This window comes from Roseovarius sp. EC-HK134 (genome assembly GCF_902498815.1).
Taxonomy (GTDB): Bacteria; Pseudomonadota; Alphaproteobacteria; order Rhodobacterales; family Rhodobacteraceae; genus Roseovarius; species Roseovarius mucosus_A.
The window spans coordinates 3,463,137-3,476,333 of record NZ_LR701544.1 but is presented as its reverse complement, the minus strand read 5'-3'; the positions used below and the strand labels follow the sequence as shown (position 1 = coordinate 3,476,333).

The window sequence follows — 13,197 nt, the reverse complement described above, 5'->3', positions numbered from 1 at the left end:
TTTTGTGCGTTCTCGAAAAACTCGGGAAATTGCCGCGGAATTAAACCCGATTTGCCGCGGAAAACTGTTCAATGGCGGCTTCAAGGTTTTCCATTATTTCTGACATCAGGACCTCTGGTTCAGGCAGGTTGTCGAGGTCGGTCATGGTTGCGTCCTTGAGCCAGAACAGGTCAAGGCTGGCCTTGTCACGCTCCAACAGCTCTTCGCGAGAGAACGCGCGCCAGCGTCCGTCGGGGGTCTCGTCGCTCCAGGTCGCTGTGCGCAGGTGCCGGTTCTCGGGATTGTAGCACCGGACGAAATCGTCAAGATGCGCATGGGTGAGCGGCTTTTGTTTCAGGGTATGGTGAATATTCGTGCGATAGTCATAGAACCAGACCTCAGCGGTCTGCGGATCGGGGCTGGCGGGGCGGTTGTCGAAAAAGATCACGTTCGCCTTGACGCCTTGGGCATAGAAAATTCCGGTCGGCAGCCGCAGGATCGTGTGCAGGTCGGTGTTCTGCAAAAGCTTGCGCCGGATCACCTCACCGGCGCCGCCTTCGAACAATACGTTGTCCGGCACGACCACCCCCGCGCGGCCCGTCGTCTTGAGCATGGCGCGAATGTGCTGGACGAAATTCAACTGTTTGTTCGAGGTCGTCGCCCAGAAATCCTGTCGGTTATAGGTCAGGTCCTCGGTCTCTTGCGCGCCTTCGGCATTGGTAAAGCTCATGGAACTTTTCTTGCCGAAGGGCGGGTTCGCCAGCACGATGTCGACGCCTCGTGACGGGGCCGAGATCAGCGCGTCGGCGGGCGACACAAGGCTGTCGCCGGTCATCTCGCCGATGCCATGCAAAAACATGTTCATCAGGCACAGGCGGCGCGTGCCCGCCACGATCTCGTTGCCAAAGAACGTCTGGTGCTTGAGAAAGGCTTTCTGATCCTTGTCGAGCGCATAGTGATCGGGATCGGTCAGATAGTCATTGGCGGCCAGAAAGAACCCGCCGGTGCCGCAGGCCGGATCGGCGATGGTCTGACCGGGGGCGGGGCGCATGCAGTCCACCATCGCACTGATCAGGGCGCGCGGGGTGAAATACTGGCCAGCGCCCGATTTCGTGTCCTCGGCATTCCGCTCCAGCAGGCCCTCGTAAATGTCACCTTTCACATCGGACCCGAGCTGCACCCATTTCGTGCTGTCCACCATGTCGATCAGCCGGAAGAGCTTGGCCGGATCGGTGATCTTGTTCTGGGATTTGGTAAAGATCTGCCCGAGCATCCCGCGCTGTTCGCCCAGCTTGCGCAGCAGGGCGACATAATGCGCCTCAAGGTCGGCCCCGCGCCGCGTGGTCAGCGAGGTCCAGTCGAACCCTTCCGGTATCCCGATATCACGATCATAGGGGGGCCGCGCGTATTCATCGGCCATCTTGAGGAAGATCAGATAGGTCAGCTGTTCCAGATAGTCGCCATATCCCACCCCGTCATCGCGCAGGGTGGTGCAGAAACTCCAGACCTTGGAGACGATGGGGGCGGTGCTCATGCTTCAACCTCGTAACTCGCGCCGGATTGATCTCGTTGGGCTGACTTGCCCATGACGCTTTCAACAATCTCGATCAGCTTGGCCTTACGGCCCTTGTAGAACGCATCGAAGTCATCGGCGCGAAGCATTTCGACCGGAATATAGTGACTGAGCAGGATAGCGTTCATCTCATCATCGGACAGTGAAACCTGCTTATGGTTTTGCAGGTCACTCAGATACGTCGACGGCGCCTTGCGACCGATCATCCTGTTGGCCTTGTATGAGATCGGCGTCTTGTTGACGATCGAGTTGTAGACGTTTTCCTTTATCTCTTGATCTTCGCACCAGGCGCGGGGAAAAATGTGGTGGATGTCGAGTGCTATATCTTCGTGATCCAGTTCCTGTATCGACGCTTTCCAAAAGAAATCATGCGCGCCCTGGCGCAGGACGAGCACGTTCAGCCCCTTGTAGGCTGCGCTGTTCCTGGACCTAAGGGTATCCAAACGGCTTTCCTGAAACGCGGCCTCGCCAATCGTGCGGGGCAAACCGTTCAGATTTTCGTATTCGTCATCGGCGTCATCACTCGTGATCCACGGCATCAGTTCTTCGAAATCGTTCGCAATGCGCGTCTCGACGGCACCGCCATACAGTTCACCCAGAACACCGCACCAGAACCACCTGGACAAACGGTCATAGACCCTCGGTTCCAACCAGCGTTCCTGGATCTGGGACATTACGGCTGCGAGGGGCACCAGCTGCGTGCGATACGGTAGCTCACGACCGCTAAAGAAGCATTGTTTGCGCATAAATTTTGCGACAAGCAAAAAGCCTTCTTCGACCTCTGGGGCCCATTTCTGGTAGTCGTCCAGCGTCAACGAAAGGACGGTTGCACGTTTTGCACTGACGGCGGACACGGCTTTCCCCTTCTTCCCGGCGGCGATGTCCACCTTGCGCATGGCCGAGCTTTTTAGGATTGAGATCGCTTGCAGGAAATCGGCGGCCGCAATGCCTTTCAGGATCGGCTCCTTGCTCAGACGCGACAAACGGCCTGTCACACCCCGCTGTTTGCTGCCGAACCAATCATCCCGAAGGTTGAAGCCATCAGCGGCGAACGTCGCGGTGACCAGTTCGAACACGGAGAGGGGAACGCCGCCAGTATTTACTTTTTCAAATACCAGGCAAACCGCTTCTTTCGACGTGGCCTTGCCCAATGTAATCGCGGGCAACTGGTAGCTTCGGAATGCCGTCAGGACCTTTTTGCGAAATGCCATGAAGTCGCTGAACTTCTCGGGCGCATGTTCGTGGAGAGCTTCCTCCCAGGAGTCTGAACTGAGTATTTCCGAACACGGGAAATGAAAATTCTTCACCTCAAGCTCGGTCGTCGAGAGGTCGAGGTCGATGTCACGGTCAAAGTTGCTTTTCTTCTTCTTGTCAGCCGGAACAGAGATGAACGCCTCTTCCAGACGGTCGTCTTCAAGCGCGGTCGCGATGTCAATGTAGTAGTGGCGGCTGATCGCCTTGCCTTTTTCGTTGAACGTCTGCACAGGTTTGTTCAGTGCCAGAACCTGCGTCAACGACGTCAGGCGCTGCTGTCCGTCGAGGATGAGGCGTTCGGGTTCCGGCACCTTGTCTTTGAAGGTCACGTTCTCGACGGGGCGGACCTGAAACCGCACCTCGCCGCCCGTGTCCAGCATCATGACTGCGCCCACGGGAAAGGACCGCGCGATACTAATCAGCAGGGATTTGACATGCTCGTCGTCCCAGACCCAGCCGCGCTGGAAATCCGGCAGCTGGATGACGCCCGACGTGATATCGGCCAGAACCTGCGGCAGGGGGAGTTTCGTGCTGTCAAATGTGCTCATGCTTGGTCCTCGGGTTTAACAATTGCGTCACTGTCACGCTCGAGTTCCCAGAACTCGACATCGTGGGGAATCATATGGGCCTGTGTGCGGCGAAAGTAGTCCAAAAGGCTCTCCGAATAGCCTGCACGAAGACTTCGCTCGACAAAGAAAATCTTCCTGTAGTCTGGGGGTGCCATATGGAAATAGAACATGGCTTCGGCCCAGTTTTTCATTTTGGCACTGGGGATATTGCCCCCGGACGTCCATGTTTGTGATTTGCATTCGACAATGATGCGCGGTGTGTCCGATCCGAGGTCAAAGGCGTGGTCTTTTTTCAGGTTTCCTAAGCCGCAGGGAACCTTGTGGTTGAGTTCCAGCGTAAGCCCATGTGCCGCCAGAATTCTCATGGCCCGCAATTCAAAGTCCCGTCCGACCTGGGTGTTGCTATTCGCGCCGCCGCGTTGAAAATTATTCATGCGCCACGTTCTGCTTTCTGGCCCTTGGGGCCTGTGCCCGCTCCGCCCTGATGCGGGCGAGGTGGGTGGCGGCGGGTTCATCCGTGGGGTCTTGGGGGACAAGCTTGCCGGCGAAGGCCTGTTTCAGGATGGATTGGCGCAGGGCATCGGCGCGGGTGAGGGTGGCGTCGATCTCGGCTTCCATCTTGTCGGCGGCGTCGAGGCGGGCGTCGAGGATGCGGGTGATTTCGGCTTGTTCGGCACGATCAAAGGGAAATGAAACGCGAACTGATCTCACTTTTCCATGATTCAAGGAAATCCCACTTTCTGAGATCCCCGCTTTCAAAGCGTCTATTTCCCTAAGAGTATCTGGCGAATTCAGCGCATACTCAAGCAATGGCGGATAAATCAGATGATCATCACAACGAAACCGATAGACAGTGTCGCAGAGCATTATTCGAGCGCGCGTCTTGCGGACGAGGCACACTACACCTGTGCGAACTCGTGGCCCTTTTCTTGTCATCAAGAAGTCGCCTGCTTGAATTTCGATTTCGGGCCTTGGCTTTAGATTTTTTGGAAGTCGCTTAAGCGCCGTATCGCTGTATTTTCGATGTTGCACTGCTGTTGTCTTGACGATGGTCCAATCTTCGGGGCCTATCGAGTCGTTGCCATTGCACTTCGGGCTCCAACCTTGGTTCATTTCGCTGATCAATACATCGAGGGGAAATTTTCCCCAGTTCCTTGCGTCAACTTCGCCATTCTCGAAACGAATTTCCGGCGCCCGCTTCGGCTTCGTGGGCTTCTTGCCTTTCTCGCCGCCGTCGCGCCATTCGGTGAGGGCGGTTTGCCAGTCCTCAAAGGCGGCTTTGTAGCGGGTGTCGCGTTCGTGTTGGATGCGGGCCAGCAGGGTTTTGGGGTCGTCGAGGCTGTCTGCGTTCTGCGCGCGCCAGTCGGCGGTCAGGCGGCCTTCAAAGGCGGATTTGAGCAGGGATTGGCGGTAAAGCGCCAGCGTGGCCTTGGCCGCGCGCAGGCTCTCGCCCCCCTTGTCGATCCTCTCGAACATCGCCTCGATCTTTTCAACGATGCGGCGTTGTTCGTTGAGAGGGGGAATAAGTAATTCGTAGTTCCCGAACTGATCGAAACTGACGCGAGGACGGTCGCCCTCGTTTAAGTGGTTCGCAAAATTAACGAAGTCTCTCGAATTGAGACGATAACGCAAGAAAGAAGCGTCAACCAATTCATTACCGCCAAAAACGATAAACTCAGCCGATGCTAGGCCATCAAATTTGGGCTGAGCGACTTTGTTCAAATACGGCCGGAGACGCCCATACAAAACATCATGTTTGTAAAAGCGGGCAGCGCTGCTTTTCATTTCCGATGCTGGCACCGAGCCAATGATGCGCATCGTGTGCGGTTCAACGTGGTCCATGCCGATGAACTTTAGGTCTGAATGGTCAGAAGGGGCTGCTTTTTCGCCTCTTGGCTGAATGAATTCAGAAAAAGGGCCTTTCACCCAACCCATTGGTAATTCCGTCATGCCGAAAGCGCCTCATTCATCTCGGTCATCACGGTCTCCATCTGATCGCCGAACAATTCATACATCTGCCCCATGCCGCCCTTGCCGTCAAAGGGGGCCATGTCCAGATCGTCGCGTTCGATGATGAAGGACGTGGCAAGGTGGTCGCGGATCATCCGCAGCCAGTCCATCTGTGCCTCGGTGAATTTCTCACCCTTGCCCGCGTGGCGGTTAAGCACCCAGTTCTGAAAGTTGCGGCGCACGCGGTCTGAATGGCGGGTCAGCGTGGCATCCAGCCCGGTCACCCGCCGCACAAGTGCCACCAGCGCCGTCAGATCGCTGGCCGGGTTGTCGCCCTTATACTGGTCCAGATGTGCATAGGCGCGCCAGACGGTCAGGGGCGCAAGGCGCGGGCGGTCGGCGGTGAGCCGCGCCAGCAGGTCCTTGACCATGGCATAGCTCACATCGGCCCGGCGCGCGGGTGTGTTGAAATAGATCGTGAGGGCGGCGACGCGATCACGGTTTTCGTGCAAGTATTCGGCGAACTCCGACGTGATCTTGGCCGCGTTCTCGGCCACATCGCCCGCGAAATCGGCATTGAGCAGCGTGTCCTTGCTGTCATGGTCGATGGTCTGGTCATAGTCGCGGCGGATGGTGTCGATCATGTTGATGAGCGTGCCGGTGAAGAGGGTCGAGACCTGCTTGATCCGCGCCTCCTGTGCGGTGTTCATTGCGGCGTCGTCAGGTTCGGGGTGGCCAGCGGCGCGTGCATCGGCCTCAACCTTGTCGGGGTCGATCGCGTCGAACAGATCACGCACGAGGTTGGACAGCGGTTGGCCGGCCTCGGCCGCGATCCTGTCCTTGTCGGCAGCGTTAAGTTTGGTGTCAAGCCGTGACAGGCGCGAGGCCAGCGAGCTTACGGTTTCCGCCGAGCGGTCACCCATCAGCAGGCCCATGGCCAGATCCTTGAACGGGATCGACGGTTTGCTGTCGAGCGGCTGGCTGGCGGTTTTGAGGGATTTGGTGACGCCCACGGCATCGACGATGACATAATGCGTCTTGGCCTGCGCCGACGGCGTCACCTTTTTCAGCGCATCGGCAGAGACGACACGGGTGCCGCGGCCCTTCATCTGTTCGAAATAGTTTTTCGATTTTACATCGCGCATGAAGATCAGGCATTCGAGGGCCTTCACGTCGGTGCCGGTGGCGATCATGTCCACCGTGACGGCGATGCGCGGGTAATATTCGTTGCGAAACGCAGTGAGGGTCGATTTCGGATTCTTCGCACCATTGGTGATCTTGCGGCAGAATTCGTTGCCTGTCCCGAATTCGGTGCGCACCATCTGGATGATGTCGTCAGCATGGCTGTCGGTCTTGGCGAAGATCAGAGTTTTCGGGACCTCCTTGCGCCCCGGAAAGATGGTGGGCCAGGCATCGCGGTAGGTCGCGATCACGGTGCGGATCTGATCGGGGGCGACGATGGAGCGGTCGAGCTGGCTGGCGGCATATGTCAGATCGTCGTCCTGCGTTTCCCATCGGCGGGCGCGGGTCTGGCGTTCGCGCTTTTCGACCAGTTGCCGGGCCTTCACGCTGCCGCCGCCCTTGGACATCTCGGTTTCGATCAGGAATACCTCATTGCCCACGTTCACCTTGTCGGCGACGGCATTCTCATGGGTGTATTCGCTGACCACGTTCTGTTGGAAAAACCCATATGTGCGGGCGTCCGGCGTGGCGGTCAGGCCGATGAGGAAGGCGTCGAAATACTCAATCACCTGACGCCACAGGTTGTAGATCGACCGGTGACATTCGTCGATCACGACAACATCGAACGTCTCGGGCGGGAGTTTGGGATTGTAGATTACGGGCAGGGGCTTTTTGCGCTGCCACTTTTGCTCCTCCGGATGATCCTCTTCGGCGGCCTCATCCAACGGCTCGCCCTTGAGCGTGGCATACATGCGCTGGATCGTGGAGATGACGACCTGCGTATCACCGGCCATGGAAGGTGAGGTCAGGCGCTGGACATTGTAAAGCTCGGTGAACTTGCGGTTGTCGTCATTGGGCAGGTAGGCCATGAACTCGCCCTCGGCCTGCTCGCCAAGGTTCTTGGTGTCGACCAGGAACAGGATCCGCCGCGCGCCTGCGTGTTTCAACAGGCGGTAAATCTGCGTGATCGCGGTGAAGGTCTTGCCCGAGCCGGTCGCCATCTGGACAAGCGCTCGGGGCTTGCCCATCTGGAGCGAGTTTTCCAGCTTGGTGATAGCCTTGATTTGGCAGTCGCGCAGGCCATCCGTGTTGAGATCGGGCAGGTTTTGCAGGCCAGCCCGCAGGGACAGCGGCGCGTTCACCCATGCCTTGAGGGTCTCGGGGCGGTGAAACGTGAACACCTCGCGCGAACGCGGAGCGGGATCGCGCCCGTCAGTGAACCGGGTGACGACAGATGTGCTTTCATAGACGAAGGGCAGGGGTTCGTTGTTGTTCACCCATTTCAGTCGGGCCGCGGCATATCCGGACGATTGTTCCTCGACCGTGGTCAGCCGCTCGCCCCAACTATCCGGTTTGGCCTCGACAACACCAACGGCGCGCCCATCGACAAAGAGAACGTAGTCAGCGGGTCCGGTATCCGTCGGGTATTCCCGCACTGCGACGCCGAGGGCCGCGTTGGGGTTCAGAGTCGCCTTGTCCTGCACCTGCCAGCCAGCGGCGATCAAGCGTTTGTCAATCTGATCGCGGGCGATCTGTTCTGGGTTCTGGTTGACAGGTTGGGACACGGGCACACAAAGTTATTTCGTTCGTGTCACCATGGCCTTACCAGACGCCAAGTGCAATCATGGAGAAGCGGTGCTTGTTGATGCCGGACAACTGGCAGGTCATCGCATTCACAGCTCTCGCAGGGCTTGTGTCCGCGAGTTCGGTTCGCCATACAGGTTGCGAAAAGGGGAGAGTGGTTTTCGTGTTCGTGGGGGAATAGGGGTTTCCGTTGGTGATCGCCAGTTTGGTGCGGAAATCCGGCTTTCGAGCGTGCCAATGTAAAATTGTTCATCATCCGGGGGCGTTCCTTTGAAGCCAATAAGAACAAATTGCCCATCTTCGATCATGGGGTTAAATTCGGAAATGCATTTAATACTGTGCGACAGTTGTTGGCTGCCAAATTGGAATAATCAGCTTAAGCATCAGGTTTAATTCGTGTCGTTGGTTTTGAAGATGGTGCGGGCTTTTCCGCGTGGTAGAACCACCGAAGAATTGCTCGTGCTCGTTGGCGCTGGGTTTTCACATGACAGACGCCTCGCTGCCATCGCCGAACTGGACCAGCTTCTGCACGATGGTCTCGTCGAAAAAGGACACGACGGGCGTTGGCGATCTAAACGCGAATCTCTCGTTGAACATGGGCGGAGCGCCGGGGGAGCGCAGCCAGTAAGAGGCATCACTTCTGAGGATATTATTCACGCAGCCGCTGCAACTTTCATCTTGGAACCGCTTGCGAGCGAGCAATTTGATGCGGATGATATTGGAGACGAACATCTCGATCCGCAAGCGCTCCTCAGATACTGGCGCTCTGCACTGCGTGCCGACCCACGTGGTGCGACGACACAAGTGCTTGATACGCATGGGATCGAGTGGTCGCTCATATCTGGACGAGGTCCTGTCAGTCCTGGAGAGAGCGGTTGCCTGCGGATTTCAATTGATCTGGCTACGATTGCCCCAGCTTTCCAAGAGGCCCTCATTCGCCGAGAAGGGAACGAGAACGCGCTCGCGATCGGCTGGCCAATGGCGGTGAATAGACGTGGGGGAGTGCCCATCTTTCAGCCGGTCGGTATGTTCGCCGCAGCGTGGAAGCGGGAGGGTGAAACTCTCGTCCTTACGGTGGATGCGGATGATGTCCTTGTTAATCCGGACTGGGTGAAAAGTGCGGCACGTGCAAGCGGATGGAATCGAGACGACCTCGCTGACCTGTTCTCGGTGGACGATGGTCTTGGACTTCGCGCGGATGACTTCGTTGAGAAAATCAGGGTTGCCGTTGCGAGCCAGATCCGTGGTCGCGTGGTAGGTGAAGACCTTGCATCTCAGCTCGATGGCTCTGCTCAAGGCATCTACGACAGCGCAGCGATTTTTCTGCCAACAGACTCTTCCTTTACGGCCGGGGCTGCGCGGGATCTTGACGCGATTGCGGCCTGGCCCCAGGAGAGGATCGCACGCACCGCACTTGCTGCCGTGCTCGGCATTGATAGTGCAAACAGTGCGGATCCTGTCGCGGCTATTGATGCGGTGCCATTGAACAAAGAGCAACTGCGGGCCGTCCGGGGCGCTTGTGAAGCGCCGCTCACGGTGGTCACTGGCCCACCCGGAACCGGGAAGAGCCAAGCGATCGTTTCAATGGCGGCCTCAATCCTTGCGGCGGGCGGCAGCGTGCTGGTTGCTTCTAAGAACCATCAGGCTCTGGACGCGGTGGAAGATCGCCTTGGTTCTCTCGCACCCGAGGTCCCGTTCTCGGTGCGCACCCTCAATCCCAGTGATGAGACGGACACGGGTTTCTCTGACGCGCTCAAGAAGCTTTTGGAGAATGAGAGCGGTTCGCGTCGTGCGTCCGTGGATGAATTCGCCTTGGGGCAGTTGGTCGAGGCAGCTTGGCGACGGAAAGACGCAGTTGATAACCATGACCGGATTGCCGAACTCCAATGCGAAATATCAGACGTCCTCGAGCGGATCGATGTTCGTGAGGCCCATGGCCGTGAGGCGAGCGCGGAAAGTCTGTCTCCAGTGGGTTCCCCAGGCATTCTGAAGCGTTTTCTTTCGTGGTTGCGGTCTATTTTCTCCCGCAGCGCCTCGCGAAGGGCGTTGCCGGTCTCGGCGGTCCCAGACCGTCGTGGCATGAGCCTTGCGGACCTTCGCGAGACCTTGGTGGCCCTACGTGCGACGAGAGAAAAGCTTGGCGATCCCGACGATCCAATCGAGATGGGCGAGCGGATTCGTGAGGCCACGGGGCGGCTCCTGCCCGCGATCTTGTCGGCCCGCACCCATTTGCCGGAAGATGAGCGGCGCGAAATATCGGAAATCTACGACGATTGGACGTTCGAAGGTGGCAAGAAACACCCTCCATCTGATTTGTCGAAGGCTTTGATGTCCTATCGGCCTCTATGGCTCGCGTCGATCTTGGGAACTCCTCGGCGCATTCCTCTCGACGACGGTTTGTTCGACCTCGTGATCTTTGACGAGGCGAGCCAGTGCGATATCGCCACGGCGATCCCGCTCTTCGCTCGCGCGAAACGGGCCGTGGTGGTTGGGGACGACCGGCAGTTGTCTTTCATCCCGCAACTCGGCCAGGCGCAGGACCGAAATCTCATGCAGGCCCAGGGCCTACCAGTTGCCAAAATGGGGCGCTTCGCGCAAAGCCGCCGGTCTCTGTTCGACTTCGCGTCGCGCGTCCCGGACGCTCAAAGGATCACGCTGCGCCATCAATACAGATCGGCCGGGCCAATTGTCGATTATATCAGTGAGAATTTTTACGGGGGCCAACTGCAAACCTCTTATGATCCGCGAGGGCTCGTGGTGCCGAAAGGTGCCAAAGCCGGGATTGCATGGGAGGATGTCACCGCGCCAGCGGTGCCACAGGCAGGAAATGTGAACCCGGCCGAAGTCTCCGCCATCGTGCGGCATCTGCGAAAGCTCCTCGTTGACGATGAATATGGTGGCAGCATCGGCGTGATCACCCCCTTCCGTGCGCAGGTTTTGGCCATTGAGAACGCGATTGCGACGGCGATCGAGGCACCAAAGCGGGTGGCTTGTGATTTGAAGGTTGGAACGGTCGACGGGTTTCAAGGCCAAGAACGTGATCTGATCTTGTTTTCCCCCTGCGTCGGGCCGCGCAGTCCGCAGTCTGGATTGACCTTCTTTCAGCGGGATACCCGCCGCCTGAATGTTGCCATTTCACGAGCGCGTGCCGTCGCAATGGTTTTCGGCGATTTAAACTTCGCGCGCTCTGGGCAGTCCAAGCCGTTGCGGCGACTGGCGGCAATGGCGACCGAACCACGCGGAAAGATTGGGGAAGGGGTTTTCGATAGTGACTGGGAGCGGAAGGTCTACCACGCCCTGAAAGCGCGGGGTCTGGATCCGCACCCACAACACGAGATCGCAGGCCGCCGCCTCGATTTCGCGCTTTTTGGCACGAACGGGGTCAAGCTTGATCTCGAGGTGGACGGGCGAAAATGGCACGAGAGCCCAGATGGCCGACGAAAAACGTCGGACCTCTGGCGTGATCATCAATTGAAGTCCCTCGGCTGGCGCGTGCGCCGGTTCTGGGTGGACGAACTTTCGAGAGATATGGAGAAATGCCTTGACCGAGTCGAACAAGACTTATCGTAAGTCGACCAGAAATACTTCGATCGCTTTGGGCCTCGGTGGCGCAGCGATCCTCGCGTCAGGTTTTCTTGTTCTGCAAGTCAACTCTCTAGACCGCAGATACGGACGTATTGAAGAGAACTTGGGCTACTACACGCAGGAATTGCAATCAGCGCAGCAACAGCTCGAAAGCGCCAGAACGCAATCGCGTGAATTGTCCGACCGCAATCAGAACTTGATGGCAGAGGTCGCAAGCGCGGAGAGTAGTCGCCAGAGCGCGGTCCAGCGTGAGTCTGACGCCGAGAAAAGGCTAGCGGCGAGGCAGGTGGAGCTGACATCGGTGCAGGAACGTTTGGCCGAGGCACAACAAACCATCTCCGAAGCCCAGCGGCTCGAAATTGAGAACATGCAAGCGTTGACGCGAAGGAATGATCTCGAAACTGAGGTGGCTAGCCTCGAAGGCGACGTGCGAGGCCTCGAGGAACAGAAGCAGAATTTGGCTGCTCAGACGGCAAAGGCCGAAACAGACATCGAGCGCCTCGAAGGCAAGCGTGACGAGTTGCAGCGCGAAGTGGACAGTCTCGCGCCAGAAGTCGAAAATCTTAAGGCTCAGGAACGGCGTGTCGAGCAACTTCGGGGCGTTGAATCGCGTCTTGAAGATAGCATTGGCGAACTCACAGCCAAAGAGGGTGATGCACAGAACAAACTGACGGCTTTGACCGAGCAGATCCAGGCGGACACCCAAAGGCTGAGCGAAAGTCGGAAAGAACTGACTGTGGCCAAAACACGTCTTGATGAACTCACATCCGATCTCGAAGGACTGCAAGAACGCAAATCTGAACAGGAAGCCAACATAGAAGGTGCTCAGGTGCGCCTTTCTCAATTGCAGAATGAGGCTGATATCGCACGGGATGCATTGGCCGCGATCCAAGAACGGCGCACCAAGGCCGAGGAAGCGTTGAAGCTTGCCGAAGAGCAGTTTTCGGCAGTTGATGCCCCGCTCAAGAGGCACGAGAGGCTGATCGTATTGGCAGAAGAAGAGTTGGCCGGGCTCAACCAACAGCGCGCAGAATTCAATAGCTTGAGGGCCGAAGTCGGTCGACTCCAAGAACAAAAGTTGGAATTGGAAAAAGCCTTGCCGGACCTCGAAGAGAGGGCTGAAGCGGCTCGTGCTGCATTGGCGTCGGCACAAGCGGATGCGATGGCAGAGCAGCAGCGTGTTGCGAAACTCACTGGGCGGGCTTCCAGCTTGGAGACAGACATTGAGCGTCTGCAGCCACGCCGCGATGCCTTAGAAGTTGCAACTAAGGCCGCGCGGGCAGAGGTCGAAGCAGCTGAAGAAACCCTGAAAAACCTGCGCGCTGATCAGGGTCAGATTGATGCAAGCGTGCAAGCACGAAATGCTGAGCTGTCACGTTTGAATGAGCGGCTTTCCGAAGGGCAAAAGCGACTGGCTGACCTGCAAGAGGAAATTGTTGCGGCAGAGGCAGCTGTATCCTCTGAAGCGGGGCCCGCTGAAGTGCCACAACAGAACGAAGACGGACAAGTGAGGTGATCGAT

Annotated in this window: 7 protein-coding genes; 2 read left to right on the top strand and 5 right to left on the bottom strand. The window is 57.7% G+C overall.

Features of this window, described 5'->3' with window-relative positions; translation table 11 throughout:
* Positions 1-40 precede the first annotated feature (40 nt).
* Genes GC127_RS20630 through GC127_RS20610 form a run of 5 tightly spaced genes read right to left on the bottom strand, consistent with a single transcriptional unit; the run spans position 41 to position 8,072 of the window.
* Positions 41-1,513 (bottom strand): class I SAM-dependent DNA methyltransferase, encoded by a 1,473-nt coding sequence (locus GC127_RS20630; RefSeq protein ID WP_151979460.1) that lies wholly within the window; start codon positions 1,511-1,513, stop codon positions 41-43.
* Positions 1,510-3,354 carry a DUF262 domain-containing protein gene (locus GC127_RS20625; RefSeq protein ID WP_151979459.1) on the bottom strand — a complete coding sequence of 615 codons (1,845 nt, stop codon included), beginning with the start codon at positions 3,352-3,354 and terminating at the stop codon, positions 1,510-1,512. The genes GC127_RS20630 and GC127_RS20625 overlap by 4 nt, the downstream gene beginning before the upstream one ends.
* Entirely contained in the window at positions 3,351-3,809 is a 459-nt protein-coding gene (locus GC127_RS20620; RefSeq protein ID WP_151979458.1) for a hypothetical protein, read from the bottom strand. The genes GC127_RS20625 and GC127_RS20620 overlap by 4 nt, the downstream gene beginning before the upstream one ends.
* Positions 3,802-5,310, bottom strand: a complete 1,509-nt coding sequence (locus tag GC127_RS20615) for a restriction endonuclease subunit S (RefSeq protein WP_199861294.1) — start codon at positions 5,308-5,310, stop codon at positions 3,802-3,804. Before GC127_RS20615 ends, GC127_RS20620 begins: the two co-directional genes overlap by 8 nt.
* Positions 5,311-5,321: 11 nt before the next feature.
* Positions 5,322-8,072: a DEAD/DEAH box helicase family protein gene (locus GC127_RS20610; protein ID WP_151979456.1), complete on the bottom strand. Its 2,751-nt coding sequence runs from the start codon at positions 8,070-8,072 to the stop codon at positions 5,322-5,324.
* 415 nt (positions 8,073-8,487) lie between these two features.
* On the opposite strand from GC127_RS20610, the gene GC127_RS20605 reads away from it, so the two are divergent.
* Positions 8,488-11,661, top strand: a complete 3,174-nt coding sequence (locus GC127_RS20605; protein WP_151979455.1) for an AAA domain-containing protein — start codon at positions 8,488-8,490, stop codon at positions 11,659-11,661.
* Complete coding sequence (locus tag GC127_RS20600) at positions 11,633-13,192, top strand: hypothetical protein (protein ID WP_151979454.1); 1,560 nt, start codon at positions 11,633-11,635, stop codon at positions 13,190-13,192. Before GC127_RS20605 ends, GC127_RS20600 begins: the two co-directional genes overlap by 29 nt.
* Positions 13,193-13,197: the final 5 nt, after the last annotated feature.

Coding starts and splice junctions, on each gene's coding strand:
- GC127_RS20615 (WP_199861294.1), bottom strand. CDS start 5,310: ATGGGTTGGGTGAAAGGCCCTTTTTCTGAATTCATTCAGCCAAGAGGC.
- GC127_RS20630 (WP_151979460.1), bottom strand. CDS start 1,513: ATGAGCACCGCCCCCATCGTCTCCAAGGTCTGGAGTTTCTGCACCACC.
- GC127_RS20620 (WP_151979458.1), bottom strand. CDS start 3,809: ATGAATAATTTTCAACGCGGCGGCGCGAATAGCAACACCCAGGTCGGA.
- GC127_RS20625 (WP_151979459.1), bottom strand. CDS start 3,354: ATGAGCACATTTGACAGCACGAAACTCCCCCTGCCGCAGGTTCTGGCC.